The sequence below is a fragment of the Tenacibaculum sp. Bg11-29 genome, from assembly GCF_002836595.1.
In the GTDB taxonomy this organism is placed as follows: domain Bacteria; phylum Bacteroidota; class Bacteroidia; order Flavobacteriales; family Flavobacteriaceae; genus Polaribacter.
In genome coordinates, this window is sequence record NZ_PJBB01000003.1 from 2,576,113 (window position 1) to 2,596,345 (window position 20,233).

17 protein-coding genes and 1 other RNA gene are annotated in these 20,233 nt (G+C 29.0%); 10 read left to right on the forward strand and 8 right to left on the reverse strand.

The window, feature by feature from the left end; genetic code table 11:
• Nucleotides 1–54 precede the first annotated feature (54 nt).
• Genes CXF68_RS11680 through tpx form a run of 4 tightly spaced genes read right to left on the reverse strand, consistent with a single transcriptional unit; the run spans nucleotide 55 to nucleotide 4,100 of the window.
• Entirely contained in the window at nucleotides 55–708 is a 654-nt protein-coding gene (locus CXF68_RS11680) for an outer membrane lipoprotein carrier protein LolA (protein WP_101044881.1), read from the reverse strand.
• A 35-nt stretch (nucleotides 709–743) separates the two neighbouring features.
• Nucleotides 744–3,188 (reverse strand): DNA translocase FtsK, encoded by a 2,445-nt coding sequence (locus tag CXF68_RS11685; RefSeq protein ID WP_101044883.1) that lies wholly within the window; start codon nucleotides 3,186–3,188, stop codon nucleotides 744–746.
• 27 nt (nucleotides 3,189–3,215) lie between these two features.
• Nucleotides 3,216–3,596 (reverse strand): diacylglycerol kinase family protein, encoded by a 381-nt coding sequence (locus tag CXF68_RS11690; RefSeq protein ID WP_101044885.1) that lies wholly within the window; start codon nucleotides 3,594–3,596, stop codon nucleotides 3,216–3,218.
• 6 nt (nucleotides 3,597–3,602) lie between these two features.
• The gene (gene tpx, locus CXF68_RS11695) at nucleotides 3,603–4,100 is read right to left on the reverse strand and encodes a thiol peroxidase (RefSeq protein ID WP_101044888.1); all 498 of its coding nucleotides are present in this window, start codon (nucleotides 4,098–4,100) and stop codon (nucleotides 3,603–3,605) included.
• Nucleotides 4,101–4,212: 112 nt separating this feature from the next.
• Here tpx and CXF68_RS11700 point away from each other — a divergent pair, with 112 nt between their 5' ends.
• Together CXF68_RS11700 and CXF68_RS11705 are read left to right on the forward strand one after the other, a co-directional pair.
• Nucleotides 4,213–5,607, forward strand: coding sequence for an MATE family efflux transporter (locus CXF68_RS11700; protein ID WP_101044890.1), 1,395 nt, complete (start codon nucleotides 4,213–4,215; stop codon nucleotides 5,605–5,607).
• 20 nt (nucleotides 5,608–5,627) lie between these two features.
• Nucleotides 5,628–5,852 (forward strand): hypothetical protein, encoded by a 225-nt coding sequence (locus CXF68_RS11705; RefSeq protein ID WP_101044892.1) that lies wholly within the window; start codon nucleotides 5,628–5,630, stop codon nucleotides 5,850–5,852.
• Between the two features lie 576 nt (nucleotides 5,853–6,428).
• Here the strand turns inward: CXF68_RS11705 and CXF68_RS11710 are convergent.
• From CXF68_RS11710 to CXF68_RS11720, 3 genes are all read right to left on the reverse strand, one after another.
• The gene (locus CXF68_RS11710) at nucleotides 6,429–7,337 is read right to left on the reverse strand and encodes a zinc metalloprotease (protein WP_101044895.1); all 909 of its coding nucleotides are present in this window, start codon (nucleotides 7,335–7,337) and stop codon (nucleotides 6,429–6,431) included.
• A gap of 179 nt (nucleotides 7,338–7,516) precedes the next feature.
• Complete coding sequence (locus tag CXF68_RS11715; protein WP_101044896.1) at nucleotides 7,517–9,961, reverse strand: TonB-dependent receptor; 2,445 nt, start codon at nucleotides 9,959–9,961, stop codon at nucleotides 7,517–7,519.
• 12 nt (nucleotides 9,962–9,973) lie between these two features.
• Entirely contained in the window at nucleotides 9,974–11,665 is a 1,692-nt protein-coding gene (locus tag CXF68_RS11720; RefSeq protein ID WP_101044899.1) for a M23 family metallopeptidase, read from the reverse strand.
• A gap of 147 nt (nucleotides 11,666–11,812) precedes the next feature.
• On the opposite strand from CXF68_RS11720, the gene CXF68_RS11725 reads away from it, so the two are divergent.
• The 4 genes from CXF68_RS11725 (at nucleotide 11,813) to rny (ending at nucleotide 14,182) form a co-directional block, all read left to right on the forward strand.
• Nucleotides 11,813–12,103, forward strand: a complete 291-nt coding sequence (locus CXF68_RS11725) for a hypothetical protein (RefSeq protein ID WP_101044901.1) — start codon at nucleotides 11,813–11,815, stop codon at nucleotides 12,101–12,103.
• A gap of 12 nt (nucleotides 12,104–12,115) precedes the next feature.
• Complete coding sequence (locus CXF68_RS11730) at nucleotides 12,116–12,403, forward strand: cell division protein ZapA (protein WP_028889497.1); 288 nt, start codon at nucleotides 12,116–12,118, stop codon at nucleotides 12,401–12,403.
• 57 nt (nucleotides 12,404–12,460) lie between these two features.
• Nucleotides 12,461–12,567, forward strand: a non-coding RNA gene (gene ssrS / locus CXF68_RS11735) — 6S RNA.
• Between the two features lie 49 nt (nucleotides 12,568–12,616).
• The gene (gene rny / locus CXF68_RS11740; RefSeq protein ID WP_101044903.1) at nucleotides 12,617–14,182 is read left to right on the forward strand and encodes a ribonuclease Y; all 1,566 of its coding nucleotides are present in this window, start codon (nucleotides 12,617–12,619) and stop codon (nucleotides 14,180–14,182) included.
• Nucleotides 14,183–14,237: 55 nt separating this feature from the next.
• Here rny and CXF68_RS11745 read toward each other — a convergent pair whose 3' ends face one another.
• Nucleotides 14,238–14,990, reverse strand: a complete 753-nt coding sequence (locus tag CXF68_RS11745; protein WP_101044905.1) for a hypothetical protein — start codon at nucleotides 14,988–14,990, stop codon at nucleotides 14,238–14,240.
• A gap of 745 nt (nucleotides 14,991–15,735) precedes the next feature.
• Here CXF68_RS11745 and CXF68_RS20595 point away from each other — a divergent pair.
• From CXF68_RS20595 to CXF68_RS11760, 4 genes are all read left to right on the forward strand, one after another.
• Nucleotides 15,736–15,879, forward strand: a complete 144-nt coding sequence (locus CXF68_RS20595) for a hypothetical protein (RefSeq protein ID WP_157821914.1) — start codon at nucleotides 15,736–15,738, stop codon at nucleotides 15,877–15,879.
• 113 nt (nucleotides 15,880–15,992) lie between these two features.
• Complete coding sequence (locus CXF68_RS11750) at nucleotides 15,993–16,505, forward strand: GNAT family N-acetyltransferase (protein ID WP_101044907.1); 513 nt, start codon at nucleotides 15,993–15,995, stop codon at nucleotides 16,503–16,505.
• A gap of 5 nt (nucleotides 16,506–16,510) precedes the next feature.
• Nucleotides 16,511–19,546 carry an aminotransferase class III-fold pyridoxal phosphate-dependent enzyme gene (locus tag CXF68_RS11755; protein WP_101044909.1) on the forward strand — a complete coding sequence of 1,012 codons (3,036 nt, stop codon included), beginning with the start codon at nucleotides 16,511–16,513 and terminating at the stop codon, nucleotides 19,544–19,546.
• Between the two features lie 143 nt (nucleotides 19,547–19,689).
• Nucleotides 19,690–20,127, forward strand: coding sequence for a DUF4440 domain-containing protein (locus tag CXF68_RS11760; RefSeq protein WP_101044911.1), 438 nt, complete (start codon nucleotides 19,690–19,692; stop codon nucleotides 20,125–20,127).
• The last annotated feature ends 106 nt before the right edge of the window (nucleotides 20,128–20,233 follow it).

Genomic DNA, 20,233 nt, shown 5'->3' on the forward strand with positions numbered 1-20,233 from the left:
CAAAAGTTTTGTTAATGATATTAAAAGTCATTAACAAAACTTGGTTTTATAAAATTAATCGATAAAATAGCCTTGTTTTGTGTATTTGCTTTTATCGAATAAAAATAAGTTTTTAGAAATAGGCTGATTACTTTTAAATCTAGTTATTGTAAAAGTAGTTTCCGCTCCGTTAGATCCTATTTGAACTAATTTATAGATATGTTTAGTTTTAGCATCAATACCTAATTGAACTTTAATAATGTCTGAATTACTATCAATAGGTGTTAAATCTACAAATTGAACTTTTCGACCATTATTATTATTTAACCTTCCCATTGAGAAGATGTAACCTTCTTTATAAAAAGTTAATAATTTAGATGGATAAATAAATCCATCTTCCTCTTCTAAATCACCATTAGAAATGGTTACTTCTTTTTCTTCTTGATTAATAATAACTAATTTTTCTCCATCAAAAACAAAATTGTTACCTAAGTAATCTAAATTGTATTTTTCACCAGAAAGTGTAATCTCTCCTCGTATTGGTGGGTCGTTAGTAATACCAGCTTCTCTATTGATTAAAGAAGAGTTAAACCCGATAACCATATTATTATAAGCTCCCATTTTACTAGATACTTCGTCTAATAATTTTTTAGCTTCAGAAGAAGTACTTTGAGCTATCATGTTTAAACTAATAAATAATCCGATAAATAATAATCCTATTTTTCTCATTTTATTTTCTTCCGTTTTGGAAATTTTTATGATTGTTATTTTTTTTCATTTGCTAATAATTGTTCAAGAGCAACAAAATCAGGAACTAATACTTGTCTTGCTTTACTTCCTTCAAAAGGACCTACAATACCTGCAGCTTCTAGTTGATCAATTAATCGACCAGCTCTATTGTAACCTAACTTTAATTTACGTTGCAATAACGATGCCGAACCTTGTTGTGCTGTAACAATAACTTCAGCAGCATTTTTAAACAATTTATCTCTGTCTGCAATGTCTATATCAACATTTGTGCCACCTTCTTCACCTACATATTCTGGTAATAAATAAGCATCAGGGTAGGCACGTTGAGAACCAATAAAATCTGTTATTTTTTCTACTTCAGGAGTATCTACGAAAGCACACTGAATTCTATTTAAATCATTTCCAGCTGTGTATAACAGATCTCCACGACCAATTAATTGATCTGCTCCACCAGCATCTAAAATGGTTCTAGAATCAATTTTAGAAGTTACCCTAAAGGCAATTCGTGCAGGGAAATTAGCCTTTATTATACCTGTAATTACATTTACAGAAGGTCTTTGAGTAGCTACAATTAAGTGAATTCCAATAGCACGTGCTAATTGAGCCAAACGAGCAATAGGTGTTTCTACTTCTTTACCAGCAGTCATAATTAAATCAGCAAATTCATCAATAACTAAAACAATATATGGTAAGAATTTATGTCCATTTTCAGGATTTAATTTTCTTGTTTTAAATTTAGTATTGTATTCTTTTATATTACGAACCATTGCGTTTTTAAGCATGTCGTAACGATTATCCATTTCTATACACAAAGAGTTTAGTGTATTTACAACTTTGGTCGTGTCTGTAATAATAGCATCTTCACTGTCTGGTAATTTAGCCAAATAATGACGTTCAATTTTATTAAATAATGTTAGTTCAACTTTTTTAGGATCAACCAAAACAAATTTAACTTCAGCAGGATGTTTTTTGTATAGTAATGATGTTAACACAGCATTTAGTCCAACAGATTTACCTTGACCAGTTGCACCTGCCATTAACAAGTGAGGCATTTTTGCTAAATCAACAACAAAGGTTTCATTAGAAATAGTTTTACCTAAAGCAATTGGTAATTCCATTTGAGATTCTTGAAACTTCTTAGATGAAATAACTGAGTGCATCGATACAATGGTCGATTTTTTATTAGGAACCTCAATACCAATAGTTCCTTTTCCTGGAATAGGGGCAATAATACGAATACCTAATGCCGAAAGTGATAAGGCAATATCATCTTCTAGGTTTTTAATTTTAGAAATTCTAATTCCAGCCTCAGGTACAATTTCATATAATGTAATTGTTGGTCCTACAGTAGCTTTAATTTGAGCAATACCAATTTTATAGTTTTTTAGAGTTTCTACAATTCGGTTTTTATTTGCTTCAAGTTCTTCTGGATCTATAGAAATTGTTTCGTTATATTCTTTTAATAAGTTAAATGTTGGAAATTTAAAGTTACCTAAATCTAAAGTAGGGTCAAATTCTCCAAAATCTTTAACTAATTGATCTGATAAGTTTTCGGTAACACTTTTTTCTTCCGAACTTTTTTCAATAGCAATTTCAACTTCTTTTATTGTTTCTTCCGAAACTTTTATAGAAGGTTCTTCTTTTTGATTTACTTCTAAAGTTATTTCTTCTTTTCTCGTATCGGTAGTCGTATTTACCTCAGAGTGTTTTACAATGGTTGGTTGTAAATCCTCAACAGATTTTTCAAAATTAGTTTTCTCATTTTCTAATTTCTTTTCATCTTCGTTTATAATATTTGTTTCTTTAGAAGCTTGTTTTATCGCTTCATATTTAGAAGCATTAGCTGCGGCTTCTTTTTCTTTAGATTTTTTTATTTTTTCGTTAATTTCTTCAGGTGTAATACTAAATCGAATAATTAAGTATGCAATTAAAAAGAAAACTAATAAGATAATTAACCCTGTTTTTCCTAAAAAAGTTTGTAGATATTCGTTAAGTTCAAAGCCAATAATTCCCGATAGAAGTGCATTTTTTTTCTCAATAAAACCTAAAGCTGTAGAAAGCCAAAGCATGGTTAATAGCCCCCAATTCCAAGAAATTATTATTCTTTTTAAATTTGTATGTAATAATATTCTTGAACCTGTTAAAAATAGAGTGAAGGGTAAAACAAAAGCACCAAAACCAAATCCTTTAAAAATAAAAAAGTTACTTAGTTTAGCGCCTATCTTTCCTAGTAAGTTTTTAGTAGGAATTGCTTTGTTAGAAAATTGTGATAATGCACTTTGATCTTCTTGCCATGAAAAGAAGAAAGAAATAAATGCAATCGTTAAAAATATCGAAAAAAGCACTAAAAATGCTCCTAAAATGGTTTGATTATGTCTGTATGAAAAAAAAGAAGAAACTTTTTTAATTGAATTGCTTATAGGTTGTTTCTTTTGAGTTGTTGTCTTTTTTTTTGCCATGTATTTATATTAGAAAAATATTGAATGTTACAATATAGCTATTATTTTAGGAATATAAATTATACCCGCAATAATCAACGATGCTAAGGCTGCAAAAGCAGGGCCTCCAGCGGCTATATCTTTTATAAAACCTATTTTTTCATGATAATCAGGATGTATAAAATCAGCTACTTTTTCAATTGCGGTATTTAAAGATTCGGCAACTAAAATCATGCCAATAAGCATACATTGAACCACCCATTCAGTCATTGAAATATTAAAATAAAAACCTAAAAGTGTAGCTATTAAACCAAAAAAAAGTTGCGCTTTAATGCTATCTTCAGTGGTTATTAATAACCACATTCCTTTTAAAGCAAACGTTATACTACGCAACCTTCCTTTGATAAAACCATCATTGGGATTTTTCATAAAGTATTATAAAGTTTTTAAAGCAGCCTCATAATTTGGTTCGTCAACAATTTCATTTACTTGTTCAGTATAGGTAATAGTTCCTTCTTCGTTAATTATAATAATACAACGTGAATGTAAAGTTGCTAAAGGTCCATTTTTAACCTCTAAGCCATAATTTTTACCGAATTTACCTGCTGAAAAATCAGATAGCATCACAACATTTTCAATACCTTCAGCTCCACAAAAACGACCTTGTGCAAAGGGTAAATCTCTAGAAATACATAAAACTTTTGTATTATCTAAATCGGCAACTTTTTTGTTAAATTCTCTAACAGAAGTAGCGCAAGTACCAGTATCAACACTAGGGAAAATGTTTAATATTAATCGGCTACCTGAAAAATCCGCTAGTTTTTTAATTGATAAATCGGTTGCGACTAAAGAAAAGTCGATTGCTTTACTACCTAATTCTGGTAAGTTTCCTATTGTTTCTATTGTATTTCCTTGTAGTGTTATTGAAGCCATTTTCTATTTGTTTTATAAAAATCAAAGGTAATTAAATTAATTAAAAAATGAAGAAGATAAACGCAGTCGACTACTAAAAAAGTTATCTTCGCGTCTTGAAATAAATGAAGTTTTGAATTTACAGCAATATACATCAGAATTTAAATACAATTGGAAACTAGCTGCACCTGTAATGCTAGGAATGTTAGGGCATACCTTTGTTAGTTTTGTAGATAATATTATGGTAGGGCAATTAGGAACGGCAGAATTAGCAGCGGTTTCTTTAGGGAATAGCTTTATGTTTATAGCAATGTCTTTAGGAATAGGTTTTTCAACAGCAATAACACCTTTAGTTGCTGAAGCAGATTCTTCGAATAATTTTAAAGAAGCCAAATCTACATTCAAACACGGACTTTTTTTATGTACTGCTATAGGGATTTTAATGTTTTTATTGGTTTTTTGTTCAAAACCTTTAATGTATTTAATGAAACAACCTTTAGAGGTTGTAGAGCTAGCAATTCCATATTTAGATTTAGTTGCTTTTTCTTTAATACCAATGATTGTTTTTCAGGCGTTTAAACAGTTTAGTGATGGTTTGTCGATGACGCGTTATCCTATGTATGCTACAATTTTGGCAAATGTTTTAAATGTTATTTTAAATTATTTGTTAATTTTTGGGAAATTTGGTTTTCCAGAAATGGGAATTGTAGGTGCAGCATACGGAACATTACTTTCTCGATTGGTTATGGTATTACACCTTTGGTGGATGTTAAAAAGAAAAGAGCATTCGAAAAAATTAGTAACCAATATTAAATTATTTGTACTTGATAAATTAATGCTACGAAAAATAATTAATTTGGGAGCACCAAGTGCTATGCAAATGTTTTTTGAAGTGGGTATATTTACTGCAGCTATTTGGTTAAGTGGTTTATTAGGTAAAAATGCGCAAGCAGCAAATCAAATAGCATTAAATTTATCATCAATGACATTTATGGTTGCTATGGGGTTAAGCGTAGCATCTATGATAAGAGTAGGAAATCAAAAGGGTTTACAAAAATTTTCAGATCTTAGAAGAATAGCCTTTTCTATTTTTTTATTAGGGATTATTTTAGCGGTAGGATTTGCAACATTTTTTTATTTATTTAATAAATCACTTCCTAATTTATATGTAGATTTAAGTGATGTTGAAAATTATGCAGATAATATGGAGGTAATGAAAATTGCAGCAAATTTATTAATAGCAGCAGCATTTTTTCAAATATCAGATAGTATTCAAGTGGTTGTTTTAGGAGCTTTACGTGGGTTACAAGATGTGAAAATTCCAACAATTATTACCTTTGTATCTTATTGGATGGTTGGGTTTCCTATTAGTTATTTTTTTGGTACTAAAGAAACTTATGGTAGTTTTGGTATTTGGTTAGGCTTATTGGCTGGTTTAACTACTGCATCTATCTTATTATTTATTAGATTTAATAGATTAACTTTAAAATTGATTAAAAAAAATTCTGTAATTACTACGGAAGAATAAAATATAAAAAATACATTTTCATGAATTTACCAAAATTTTTATTAGCAGATAATAGTGAACATCCGGAAGATGTTTTTGTATTACATACAGCATATCCGCGTTTTTTAATTAATTTAAAAGATGATGAAGTAGAGTGGTTTGAAGATTTAACAGGAGAGAAAGAAGAGGACGTTACTACCGAACTTGCTGACTTAATGGATAAAGCGGGTGAATTTTATGATAAAGAAATGGAAGGTTTAGACTAATTATTTATGTTTAGTCTTACCAGGTGTTTTCGTGTATAAATACAGCAAAACATGAGACTAAGTACTATATTAATAGAAATGAGTTTGATAATTAATCAAGCTCATTTTTTTATAAAAACAATTGAGTTTATGACTTGAATTCAACCTTTAATATATAGTTTTTTAGCTATTTTAACGGTTTTCTTGTTATTCGAAATCTCAATAACTTCTTTTTTAAACTGCTGTTCTAATACATATTTAGTAACATATTTTGTGCTTTTTTTAATTCATTTAAAAGGCCAATACCATCAAAATTCAAATAATTTTTATCGGATATTATTAAATGGGCAAGATTCCGGTATCTATAATAATTATGACTTTATGTATACATTAGTTTATACTCTATTATGGTAAGTGTGTCGATCGCATTTATTATATACTCTCATTAGAAAAGAAAAGATCTTTTAAATTATCAAAACTAATATATTTTTATATTCTTTTAATTTTTATTTTCATAACTTCACAAATGAGACGTTCGCACGAGCGGAACTTATTTTATTATTATTTTTTAAAACTATAGGATTGCACAATAATTATTTATTTAATATTTAAATATAGATCACGTCTAAGTCCTCCTTCTTTAAAGAGTGCTCTCATTCTTTCTTTTTGTCCTTCTGTGAACATATACATTGCATCGTCAGCAACATAATCCATAAAATTCATAAACATATCATTACTACCACATGAGGTCTGAGGATAAGTAGGTTTTCCTGAATATGATTCATATTGATTAGGTGTGTCATCAACAAGATCTGAAGTATCACAATTTTTCTCGCCTGCATAAATATGTTTAAGATTTAGCCAATGACCAATTTCATGTGTGGCTGTTCTCCCTAAATTATTATACGGAACTAATGGCTCTAGGGTACCAAATACTCTAGGATCCATTACAACACCATCTATTCTAGGGTCTGACCCAGGAGGGTTGGCATACCCAGGAAGCCCTAAATTTCCGAAACGATTTGAAGAATCGGCTATCCAAATATTTAAATATTTATCATTTGGCCAAGCATCTTGCCCTCCTTTTTTAGTAAAATATAGCGCTAAATCTTCAATTTTTTGATCACCTGTTTGTTGACCATTACCAGCAATTATAGTGCTTTCTGATCTAATAATTCCGGTGGTTGGTTTTCCATTTGGATCTACAGTAGCTAAATGAAACTCAAGACCAACATCAGCAACTAAATTAATAAACTCATTAGGGGTGTTTAAATGATCTGGATTCAATTTTCGAAAATCTTTATTTAAAACAACTATTTGTGAGTGTATTTTTTCATCACTAATTATAAATGGGGCTGGTGTATAATTAATTACATGAACAACAATCGGAATTGTAATAACTTCAGTTGAAGGTATAGTAGGATTTTTTACAACAGGAATTTTGTCATGTTTAGAGCATGATAAAAAGAAACTGATTGTAATAAAAATTGCTATTTTTTTATTCATTGTATAATTGGGGTTTGTAATATTATATGAAGAGTTTAGCAAAGGTATATTTAATAACTAATTGGTTTCATAAAATGAACAGGCTTTAGGCAAGTAAAAGAATTAAAATAGTTTCTGATAGTAATGTGTATCTATATTTTTTTCCTTTTTTAAAGACAAAAGAAAGTAAGAACTAAATTTTAAAACTGCATTCCAATTTTAAAATTTAAGACTCTTCCAGTCATGTAATTGGGTATTCCGTATTGCCGTTTACTGTATGCATCACGAACCCAAGTATTTGTTATCGAGTTACGAATATCAAAAAGATTGAATAATTCTAAACCAGCAGTTAATTCTTTAAAATTTCGTAAAAAACCAGTAGAATGTTTTTTACTAGCATCTGTGAAAATGTAAGATATTCCAACGTCAGCACGTTTATAATCGTTTAATCTACTTTGATATTCATATACATCAGAATATGCAGGAGCACCACCAGGAAGCCCCGTATTGTAAACAATATTTAAATAGGCTTTTAAATCAGGTATGTTCGGAACATAATCTTGAAACAAAACCCCAAACTTTAAACGTTGATCTGTTGGTCTTGCAATATAGTCTTGATTATTAATATTTTCTTCGGTCTTTAAATATCCAAAACTTACCCAACTATCGTTACCAGGAACAAATTCACCATTTAAACGAACATCTAAACCATAGGCATAAGCATTCGTTACATTATCAGCACGATAACGAACACGCACATTATCTACCGAATAAGAATTTACATCAGTTAAATTTTTATAATATAACTCGGTAGTTAGTTTAAAAGGACGCTCCCATATAGTAAAACTATAATCATTACCAGCAACTAAGTGAATAGATTTTTGCGCTTTTACATTCGGGTGCACCTGTCCGTTAAAATCACGTAACTCTTTATAAAAAGGAGGTTGAGAATACCAACCACCAGAAATTCTAAAAAGCATGTCCTTATTCCAATCAGGTTTAATAGCAAATTGGGCTCTCGGGCTAAAAATAAATTGATTTTTAGAACTTTCTAACCTTGTTGTAACTTTCCAACTATGAGCACGCACTCCAATATTCATGTATATTTCATGATTGTTCCATGCTGTTTTTCTACTGAATTGTAAAAAACTAGAAAAACGATTGATGTCTACTTCATTTTCAGCCCTAACATTTTTAAATGGTTCGATTGGTCCAGTAAAAGGTTCGTACGGTTGATTGTTACCTGTATGATGGGGAGGACGAACAGAAAACCCTAAAGAGTCAATAACTTCCCATTCACGTATGCGATCTTTAATGTTTTCGGTCTGATATTTCGTACCAATTTTCCATTCATTATTACCATCTTTTAGAGTAGCTTTAATTTGAATATTATTAATTAAGGCATCTAAATCGTTACGGGCATGGTTAATTTGCGAACCAATACCTTGTGAAAAAGCAACCTCACCAAAGTTTTCAGAACCAATATTACTATCAACTTCACCTAGGTGATACGATGCAGCAATGTCAAAATATTCTTCTTCTTGTGTATTAAAAGAAGATACAGTTCCTGTTATTTTTAAATTATCATTTACTTTATAATCGGTTGAGAAAGCACCAAAGAGTGTTTTAAATTTATCTTGTTCTTGTCCTTGATAATAAACAATTAATTCTAATGGATTTGCAAGTGTACCGAAGCGAGTTTTTCGAGTTAATGGTTTATAATTGTAATTATTTAAAGAAAAATTACTTAAAAAATTAAAAGTAAGTTTATCATTTACTTTATAAGATAAAAAACTCTGTACATCAGTAAAAGTTGGTCTAAAATTTACTTCAACCTGTTTACTATTAACAAACAAACTATTATCTCTGTAACGAACACCTACAATAGCACTTAGTTTATTCTTAAAAAAAGTATCTTCAATAGTAAAGCTTCCGCCTAGCAAACTTAAATCTATTTTAGCTCCGAACTTAGTAGGTTTTCGATAAGTAATATCTAATACCGAAGAAAGTTTATCGCCATACTTTGCTTGAAAACCACCAGCAGAAAAATCAATATTTTGAACCATGTGTGGGTTTATAAAACTCAAGCCTTCTTGTTGACCAGAACGAATTAAAAAAGGTCGGTATACTTCAATACCATTAACATAAACCAAATTTTCATCAAAATTACCACCACGTACATTATATTGTGTACTTAGCTCGTTATTATTACTAACTCCTGGCAAAGTCATTAAAATATTTTCGACCCCAGCATTAGCCCCTAAAATATTTTTAACTTTATTGGTCGAAATCTTTATAATTCCCTCAGCTTCTTTCTTTGTATTCTTAAGAACAACGGTTTCTAATTCTTGCGATTTAAACTTAAAGGTAGGAGAGAAGCGAATTATTTTTTTTCCGCGAGAAGTAAATTTTTTTGTAACTGTTTTATAAGAAACATGGCTAAAAACTACCGTAACCGTTTTACGCATAGGAATACTAAAACTATAATTACCATTAGCATTAGTTGTTGTACCTTCAGATAAATATGATATAGCAATACCTTCAATAGGCGTATTAAATTTGTTTGTTATTGTTCCTTTTATAATTGCTGTTTTTTGAGCAAAAACAAGTGAAGGGAATATTAGTAAAAGAAGTAGTTTTTTCAATTTTTTTATAATTTATTTTTTAAAGAAGGTAGCAGAAAGTTTTTTTATGTTTCCAACATTATCTGATACTACAAGTTTAAAAATATGTTTACTACCTACTAGTTTTTTATCAGTAAAATCGTAGGTAAGTATTCCTTTTTTATGATTTAATTCCATTAAAATCCATTTTCCATCAATAGAAGCTCTGTAATTTTTAATACCAGACTTACTATCTTTAATCTTTACTTTTAAAGTTTTGTTTTTTGAAAGCCATTGGCCATCTTTAAAGTTATATAACTTAATTATTGGTTTTGTAGTATCATAAAGTAAAGTATAATTACCTAAGTTTTTTGTAGTGGTATATATTTTATCAATTTTCTTTTTTGTAGACGTATACCTAGGGTATTTAGAATTCGTAACATTAGCAATGTATACTTGTTGTTTTTGTTTTTCATTTAAAAAAGAAGTATTAAATGTTAATGTATATCTTTTATCTAGAGGTATAGTTGGGTTATGAATTTTAGCAATACCATTTGTAATAGAAAAATCTATAAAACAATCTTCATAAAAAGTGTTTTTAGGAAAAGCAATTGTAACATTGTTTAAATTAAATTTATGAAAATTTTTAGCAACAATTTTATAGTTGGTCGTATCTTTTTGTTTGAAAACTAAATTACTTTCAACACCTCTAATAGGTATTCTAACAGATGATACGTTATTTTTTAAATCTTTAGCAATAATATCAACATTGTAACTTGCGCCATTGATAATCGTAATTTTACCATTGTTAACTAAACCCTCATATAAACTTAAACGATTTGCATTTACTTTATGAGTTTTTTGAACTTTGTCTCTATAAGTTTTGTAATGCTTATAGTCAATTAATAAATTAATATATTTACTTTCTGCAAAAGAAAAAGTTTCAACATCATGGTAATAAACGGTACTACCATTTACTTTCATTTCTAAGCTATAAATACCGTTTTTATTTAAGGCCTCACTTAATCGATCAAAAACACTAATTCCAAAACCTATAATACCACTAGCAGTAATACTTTCACTTATGTAATTATTGTCTTTTATTTTTTTAAATGAAATAACCGATTTTAAGTTAGAGTTATTTACTCTCGATTGGCCATTTAAAGGATATGCAATTAGTTTTTGAAATGTTGGAGATTTATCATCTTTAGGATCAATACCAAAAAGTAATGGGTTTATAATATGTTCGGTTTTATTGTCTCTAATTTCATAATGTAAATGCGGACCACCTGAACTACCAGTGTCACCAGTATACGCAATAATTTCACCTTTTTTTAGAGGGAATTTATCTTGTTTAGGAAATAGATTACCCGTTTGATAATTTTCTTTTTTGTATTGAATAGCTTTTATATATCGTTGAATAGTAGGAGCAAATTTTTTGATATGTGCATATACAGTTGTATAACCATTTGGATGTTCTACATATAAAGCTTTTCCAAAACCATATTGCGATACTTTTATACGAGAAACATAACCGTTTGCAGGAGCGTAAATAGGAATACCTTGTTTACCTTGAGTTTTAATATCTATTCCTGAATGAAAATGATTACTTCGTAACTCTCCAAAAGTACCTGATAATATAATAGGTATTTTTAAAGGCGGAGAAAAGTAATTTTTTGGATATTGCTTTTGAGCATTACCAAAATAAAAAAAAAGTAGAAAAAAAGTAGTAAAATATAATTTCAAATCACAGTAGTTTTTAACAAAAATACTAAATTTATGCTAAACACTTAGATGTCTTATAACCAGTTGTTTGGTAAAAATCAATGAAATAGTTGCTATTTAAAATCTAAAATAATAACTTTGTAGATATAGTTTTATTCTCAAAAATAAATGAGTAACCATTTAGAAGCAATTCATTTACTGGAAGATAAGATAAAAGAAATACTTTATAAGTATGATTTTTTAAAAGAAGAAAACCAGGTATTGCTTCAAAATAATGCAAAGTTACATATTTTAATACAAGAAAAAGAAGAGCAGTTAAAAAGAGGGCAGGAGGAATATCGATTGCTGAAAATTGCTAAAACTATAGAAGGCAGTAACGAAAATACAAGAGAAACAAAACTCAAAATAAATACCTTAGTTCGAGAGATTGATAAATGCATTACTCTTTTGAATTCATAAAAAGTTCTTTACATGGCAAAGATTAAAGTTAATGTAGTTATTGCAGGAAGAACGTATCCGTTGAGTGTTAAAGATACTAATGAAGAACAGGGGATGCGTATGGCGGCAAAAAGTATTAATAATCTTATAGCTAAGTTTGAACAAAATTATGCGGTAGCAGATAAACAAGATGTATTGGCAATGTGCGCATTGCAATTTGCATCTAAATTTGAAATAGAATCTTTAACCAATACTAAAGATACAATTGAAATAGTAAATAAAATAAATGATTTAACTAACTTGTTAGATAAACATTTGTAACGTTCTTTAAAATAATAATTATTAATATACTGCCTACATTAGTACATTGTTTGTTAAACTCAACACTATTTATTTAGAAAGGATGAGTCTTGGTTGGTAAAGCATGCCGATTTATCTCGGATCCTTGATAAACCAGTTAGTCCTAAACCTGTTTTCTGGAGTTTATAAAACCCATATTAATGTAGGCTTTTTTTATACAATCAAATTAAAATTATGGATGGAATATTATTTCCTGTATTAGCAGGAATTATAGGATTAGCGATAGGTTTTTTTATAGCTAAAATGTTAGAAAAGTCGAATGCTAATAAGTTAATACAAGAAACAAAGAAAGAGGCTAGAAATATTGTAAAAGAAGCGAAAGTAGAGGCAGATGCAATAAAGAAAGACAAGATTTTACAAGCTAAAGAAAAGTTTATTGAATTAAAATCAGAACACGAAAAAGTGATTTTTTCTAGAGAAAAAAAGATTTCTGATGTAGAAAAAAGAGTTAGAGATAAAGAAAGTCAAGTTTCTTCAGAACTAGATAAAAATAAAAAATTAAACAAATCTGTTGAGAAAAAAGCAGCAGATTTTGACTATAAATTAGAGTTCTTAGATAAAAAAGAATCAGAGTTAGATAAAATGCATAAGCATCATGTAGATATGCTAGAGAAAATATCTGGTTTATCAGCAGAAGATGCAAAAACCGAGTTAGTTTCATCATTAAAAGATGAAGCAAAGGCAGATGCAATGTCATTTGTGCAAAATGCTGTTGAAGAAGCTAAAATGACAGCACAACAAGATGCTCGTAAAATTGTATTAAATACAATTCAAAGAGTAGGTGTAGAACAAGCTGTTGAAAACTGTGTATCAGTTTTTAATTTAGAATCGGATGATGTTAAAGGTAGAATTATTGGCCGTGAAGGACGTAATATTCGTGCTTTAGAAGCAGCTACAGGTGTTGAGATTATTGTTGATGATACTCCAGAAGCAATTATATTATCATGTTTTGACCCTGTTCGTAGAGAAATTGCTCGTCTATCAATGCATAAATTAGTGACAGACGGAAGAATTCACCCCGCAAGAATTGAAGAAGTTGTTAAGAAGACAGAAAAACAAATTGGTCAAGAAATTATAGAAGTTGGTAAACGTACAGTTATCGACTTAGGTATTCATGGTTTACATCCTGAATTAATTAAAATAGTTGGACGTATGAAGTACCGTTCATCATATGGTCAAAATTTATTACAACACTCGCGTGAAGTAGCAAACCTATGTGGTATTATGGCATCTGAAATGGGCTTAAATGCTAAAGCAGCTAAACGTGCTGGTTTATTACATGATATTGGTAAAGTTCCAGAAACTGAAAGTGAATTACCGCATGCTTTATTAGGAATGCAGTGGGCAGAGAAATTTGGAGAAAAACCAGATGTATGTAATGCAATTGGAGCTCACCATGACGAGATTGAAATGAAAAGTTTATTATCACCAATAGTACAGGTTTGTGATGCTATTTCAGGAGCAAGACCAGGAGCTCGTCGCCAAGTATTAGATTCTTATATTCAACGTTTAAAAGACTTAGAAGATATCGCTTTTGGCTTTAATGGTGTTCAAAAAGCATACGCTATTCAGGCAGGACGTGAGTTAAGAGTTATGGTTGAAAGTGCTAAAGTAAATGATACAAAAGCAGCTGAATTATCATTTAATATTTCTCAGAAAATACAAAATGACATGACCTATCCAGGACAAGTAAAAGTTACAGTAATTAGAGAAACAAGAGCTGTAAATGTAGCTAAGTAATTATATAATAAAGAATATTAAAAAAGCCTCATCATTTTTGATGAGGCTTTTTTGTTTATCTATTTCTTCTAGATTTCCCTTTTTGTTCAGGAGTTGTTCTTTTAGAGTATTTTTTCTTAAAGTAATTTTTATTTTTACGTCTTTTTAGAAGTTTACCACGTTTTCCTGTTTTTGCATTAGGTACTGCTCTGTAATAAAAAAAGTTATTATCTTCTTTATATTTACGATAGTTGTTTCTAAAACCTCTTTTGTAAAAGTAAACATTATCATAATCAAAAACATTACCAATATTAATGTCGATATCTATGTTTCTGTCATCATTACCATGATAATCATAATCATCGTCGTCATCACTACTACAATAATCATTGTACTTTACATTTCCATAGAATTTAGGGTTTCCCCAACGATCATATCTAATTTTTAAATTTCCAACTTTTGAAAGTTTTCCAAAGCTATAATCTATATAAATACGGCCAATTCTCTTTACATTTCCTCTAATATCGTAGTTTATGAACGTACTTCCTACACGTCTTACCCTACCTTTATAATCACGTTCAATTCGTACACCATGATTGGTTTTAATACGTTTTCCGTAGTAATCTGTATATCTAGTATTTTTATAATGAGTGTTGTAATCAAAATCTCCATTTAAGTATACATGAAATTCAACATTTCTTTCAATAAAGGTAACAGCGTCGTCGTAACGATTTGTAACCCCAATTTCACTAATTGATTTGTTTATGTTATTTGCGTTTACTGTGGCTAATGATATGATTGCTAATAATAAAAGTATCCCTTTTCTCATAATTGATAATCTTAGGGTTATGCCTACTCTATATGCTTTTCGGCTACCGCGTTATACTCTTAATTTCAAAGAACGTGCCATAAAATATTATTGAAGAATCAAAATATTGTAAAAGTATGTCTTGTTTGTGGGTATTCTTTTTGTTTTTAGGTGTTTACGTTTTTTAAGAATTCTTATATTTTAATGAACTATTATAGTACAAGTAGTATATACTTTGTATAAAGCTGAAAGAATTATCTTATTAGAGGTTGCTAATTTGGATTGATAACTATAAAAAGATAAGATTAAAAAAATATAGAATGCGATTAGTTAGCCATTTCCATTAATTTAATAGGTCAGTGTTTAAATTTTATTAACACTATAATTATAGAGAAACTATTTTGAAGTTAAATAAATTCGTTATTGAGAGTATTATGTGATATTATTTTAATTATAATAGGTATTATTTTACTCTATAGGTTGATGGTATTGAATATAGTTTTTAAGAATTCAATACATTTAGTGTTAGGAATAAAATTTCTAATACAGTTGATCGTTTTATTAATGAAAATGTGTTTTGTAATCATAATAGAATTAAAAAAAATATCAAATAAGTAATACGACCAATGAGGTATTATCATGTTTTTTAAATTAAGAAGTTTAGACCGGTGGGAGTTTAATTATGTGAAAGTGGAAGGGAGGTATAGATAACACAATTCGTTTTTATGTTGCCAAAATTTTAAAAAAAGCAGAAGGAAGCTATTCAATGAATGAAGAAAGGGTAGATTTAAACTCATATTTATTTGCTGAAAAATTATATTTAAATACATTAGCTTTATCAATAGATAAAAATAAAAAAATTATTAAAGCTGCTATTCAAATAATAAAAGGAGTAAAATGTGTTTTATAGTAAAGAAATATCTATTCGAGAAAATTACCACGCTATAACAGATGAAGGTTTAAAAGCAAATAACTTTAGCTGGAGTGAAGTACATATAATTATGTTATTACAAAATAAATAAGATGAAAATTAGATTATCAGTTATAAGTGATTCAGAAAGTATCATGAAAATTATTAAAGGAGCTCAAAAACTTTTAGCTTCATTAAATATTGATCAATGGCAAGATGGATACCCAAATGAGGTTCAAATTTTAAATGATATTAAAAATAATGAAAGCTATGTTATATTAAATAAAGAACAGAAAATTATTGCAACTTTTATGTTTACAACAAATAAAGAACCAAATTATAGTATTATAGATGGTGAATGGCTTACTAATAATTTAGCAAAATACGGTGTTATTCATCGTGTTGCTGTTTCTCAAAAAACAACGAATAAAGGTATAGCAAAACATATTATTTCATATTGCGAAGCGAGTTTAAAAAAGCAAGAAATTCCTGCAATGAGAATAGATACACATAATGATAATTTAGGAATGCAGCACATTTTAAATAAGTTAAGTTATATATATTGTGGTATTATTACTGTAACGAATGGAGATAGTCGATTAGCATTTGAAAAACTATTACAATAAATAAAATGAACTACGATAAAATAAAAATAACATCCCAACAAGCAGAAAATATATTATTACAAGAGTTTAATATAAATGGTAAAGCTAAAGAATTACCTGGTGAAGTTGATTTTAATTTTAGAATTAAAGTTGAAGGAGAAGATTTATTTATATTGAAAATATCTCGCCCAAATGAAAATGAAAGTTATTTAGATTTTCAACAAAAAATATTACAACAAGTTGAAAAAAAAGGAAAAGATTTACTTGCCCCAAAAGTAATTAAGAATAAAAACGGCAAAACAATATCTAATATAACAGATGATTTTGGAAACGAACGTAAGGTTCGTTTATTATCTTGGATTTCAGGAAGAGTTTGGAGTAGTGTAAACCCGCAATTAAACGAGTTAAGATATAGTTTAGGTGAACAATGCGGTAAGTTAACAAAAGCGTTAGAAGGTTTTGAGCATTTAAAAGGAAATAGAAAGTTTGAATGGGATGTAGCACAAGCACTTTGGACTACCGAGTATATCCATCTATTTGATAAAGAAGAAAAAACAATACTTCAATATTTTCAAGATAAATTTAAAAAAGAATCAAGTTCTTATGAAACATTAAGAAAAGCAGTAGTTCATAATGACGCTAACGATAACAATATTATTGTTTCAAATAGTCTTGTTAGCCCTAAAGTAAAAGCGGCGATTGATTATGGGGATGCTATTTACACACAAATAATTAATGATGTTGCCATTACTTGTGCCTATGCAATAATGCATCATAATAATCCATTACAGGCAGCTTTACCGATAATTAAAGGATATCATGCATCGTTTTCTTTAAATGAAGAAGAATTAAAGCATTTGTATACAGTAATTGCTATGCGTTTGGTGATTTCTGTTACAAAATCGGCAATTAATAAGCAAAAAGAACCAGATAATACGTATTTATTAATTTCTGAAAAACCAGCATGGGAAGTCTTGAAAAAATGGATGCAAGTGTCATCAGAATTTGCTGAATATTCATTCAGAAAAGCATGTGACTATTCAGCACACCCAAAAGAAGAAGAATTTAAAGAATGGGTTTCAGAACAAAATGTATCATTTTCGGCATTGTTTCCATCAATAAAAAAAGAAACAATTTATCCATTAGATTTAAGTGTAGCGAGTTTATGGTTAGGAAATACATCCGAATTTAACGATTTAGAATTATTTCAATTTAAATTAAATCAGTTACAAAAAGAATATACTACAAAAATAATAGCTGGCGGATATTTAGAAGCAAGATCGTTATATACATCTAGTGATTATGATCGTGTAGGTAATAACGGAAAAGAAAGCAGAACTACGCATTTGGGTATTGATTTTTGGTTGCCTGCTGAAACACCTATACATAGTCCGTTTAACGCAACTATTACAACAGTAACTAATAATGATAAATTTAAAGAATATGGAGGGCTTATAATTTTAAAACATAAAATTAATACTTTAGAGTTTTATACACTTTACGGACATTTATCAAAAGAAAGCTTAGAAAATAAAAAAGTAGGAGATGCTATTTTCAAAGGAGATTGTATAGGGTATTTAGGTAATTCAAACGAAAATGGTAGTTGGGCATCACATTTACACTTTCAAGTAATGTTATCTATGTTAAATTTAGAAAATGATTTTCCAGGAGTTGCTTATTATTCAGAAATAGATGTTTGGAAAAGTATTTGCCCTAACCCAAATTTGTTCTTTAAATCAAAAATATTAAATCAACAGACTAAACAAACCAATGAAGAATTAATAGCTTATAGAAAAGAGCATTTAGGTAAAAGTTTAAGTTTACAATATAAAGTACCTGTAAAAATGGTACGAGGTAATGGTGTTTATTTAATAGATCAATACGGAAATAAATATATAGATACAGTAAATAATGTAGCGCATGTAGGACATGAACATCCAGCAGTTGTAAAAGCAGGACAGCAACAAATGGCAGTTTTAAATACCAACTCTCGTTATTTACATGAAAACATTAACGAGCTAGCAAAAGAGTTAATAGCTACATTCCCACCAGAATTAAATGTAATACATTTTGTAAACTCAGGTTCTGAGGCAAATGAATTGGCAATACGAATGATAAAAGCTAATACAGGACAGTGTGATATTATCGCTTCAGAAGTTGGATATCATGGTAATTCTAATATGTGTATAGATATTTCCTCTTATAAATTTGATGGAAAAGGAGGGAAAGCAACTCCTGAACATACGCATATTATTCCTCTGCCAGATACATTTAGAGGAAAATACACCGATGATGATGCAGTAACTAAATATGCAAAAGAGGTATTAAAACAAATTGTTTCTATTAAAGAAAAGGGAAGAAATGTAGGAGCTTTTATTATAGAGCCTATTATATCTTGTGGTGGTCAGGTAGAGCTACCTAAGGGCTTTTTAGCAAAGGTTTATGAATACATCCGCAATGAAGGCGGTTTGTGTATTTCTGATGAAGTACAAACTGGTTGCGGCCGTATGGGAGAAACCTTTTGGGGTTTTGAATTACATAATGTAGTTCCTGATATTGTAACGATTGGTAAACCGTTAGGAAACGGACACCCTTTAGCGGCAGTTGTTTGTACACAAGAAGTAGCGAATAAATTTTCGAACGGAATGGAGTATTTTAATACGTTTGGAGGGAACCCTGTTTCTTGTGCTATTGGTACCGCAGTAATACAGACGGTTAAAAGAGAAAAATTACAAGAAAATGCATTAGTAGTTGGTAAGTATTTAAAAAGTGAATTAAAAAAATTAGCAAATAATTATCCAATAATAGGTGATGTTAGAGGTAAAGGATTGTTTTTAGGTTTTGAATTGGTAGATGTTGATAAAAAACCGTTACCAGAGCATGCTTCTTATTTGGCAAACAGAATGAAAGTTCATAGAATTTTAATGAGTACCGATGGACCTGATAATAATGTATTAAAAATAAAACCACCTATTATATTTTCTAAAGAAAATGCAAATGAGTTGCTATTTTATTTAAAAAAAATAATTAAAGAAGATTTTATGATGCAATTTAATAGTTGAAAAAATGAGAAATTTCCTGATGTAACTTATGCTAGATTTGTAAACCTCATTTTAGTACCAGTAACTGATATATATATGTTAAAATAATGTTGAAGATAATTAAGAAATAAAGCTGAAAAAGATATTAATTAAAAATAAAAAAAATGAATAAAATATACGTATGCATAATATTTATAATGTTGTCATTAAATAGTTTTGCGCAAAAAAATAATGAAGCTAATGATAAAAAAGAAATTTTATCAATAATGAAAAAGCAAGAAAAAGCTTGGTCTAATCATGACTTAGAAGGTTTTATGAAAGGGTATTGGAAAAGTGATTCATTGAAGTTTTATGGCAGTAATGGATTAACGTACGGTTGGAAAAAGACTTTAGCAAATTATAAAAAAGGATATCCAACTAAAGATCACTCAGGCGTATTAAAATTTAAAGTAAATGATATTTCTAAAATAAATGTAGATGCTTATTTCGTTATGGGAGCATATCATTTAACGCGTAAGGTTGGTGATGCAAATGGGGTGTTTATGATTATCTTCAAAAAGATAAAAGGTAAATGGAAAATAATAGCAGATACTTCTTGTTAATTTAATTTTATAAATTTTTATTTAAAGAAGTGTTTTCATAAACGTTATAATATTTTAACTGGAGAATTAGTATTGGTTTCACCGAATAAATCAAAACGATTTATGT

Bases quoted from the DNA above. Each gene is read 5' to 3' on its own strand.
- CXF68_RS11680 (WP_101044881.1), bottom strand. From the start codon at position 708: ATGAGAAAAATAGGATTATTATTTATCGGATTATTTATTAGTTTAAAC.
- CXF68_RS11685 (WP_101044883.1), bottom strand. From the start codon at position 3,188: ATGGCAAAAAAAAAGACAACAACTCAAAAGAAACAACCTATAAGCAAT.
- CXF68_RS11690 (WP_101044885.1), bottom strand. From the start codon at position 3,596: ATGAAAAATCCCAATGATGGTTTTATCAAAGGAAGGTTGCGTAGTATA.
- tpx (WP_101044888.1), bottom strand. From the start codon at position 4,100: ATGGCTTCAATAACACTACAAGGAAATACAATAGAAACAATAGGAAAC.
- CXF68_RS11705 (WP_101044892.1), top strand. From the start codon at position 5,628: ATGAATTTACCAAAATTTTTATTAGCAGATAATAGTGAACATCCGGAA.
- CXF68_RS11710 (WP_101044895.1), bottom strand. From the start codon at position 7,337: ATGAATAAAAAAATAGCAATTTTTATTACAATCAGTTTCTTTTTATCA.
- CXF68_RS11725 (WP_101044901.1), top strand. From the start codon at position 11,813: ATGAGTAACCATTTAGAAGCAATTCATTTACTGGAAGATAAGATAAAA.
- CXF68_RS11730 (WP_028889497.1), top strand. From the start codon at position 12,116: ATGGCAAAGATTAAAGTTAATGTAGTTATTGCAGGAAGAACGTATCCG.
- rny (WP_101044903.1), top strand. From the start codon at position 12,617: ATGGATGGAATATTATTTCCTGTATTAGCAGGAATTATAGGATTAGCG.
- CXF68_RS11745 (WP_101044905.1), bottom strand. From the start codon at position 14,990: ATGAGAAAAGGGATACTTTTATTATTAGCAATCATATCATTAGCCACA.
- CXF68_RS20595 (WP_157821914.1), top strand. From the start codon at position 15,736: ATGAATGAAGAAAGGGTAGATTTAAACTCATATTTATTTGCTGAAAAA.
- CXF68_RS11750 (WP_101044907.1), top strand. From the start codon at position 15,993: ATGAAAATTAGATTATCAGTTATAAGTGATTCAGAAAGTATCATGAAA.
- CXF68_RS11755 (WP_101044909.1), top strand. From the start codon at position 16,511: ATGAACTACGATAAAATAAAAATAACATCCCAACAAGCAGAAAATATA.
- CXF68_RS11760 (WP_101044911.1), top strand. From the start codon at position 19,690: ATGAATAAAATATACGTATGCATAATATTTATAATGTTGTCATTAAAT.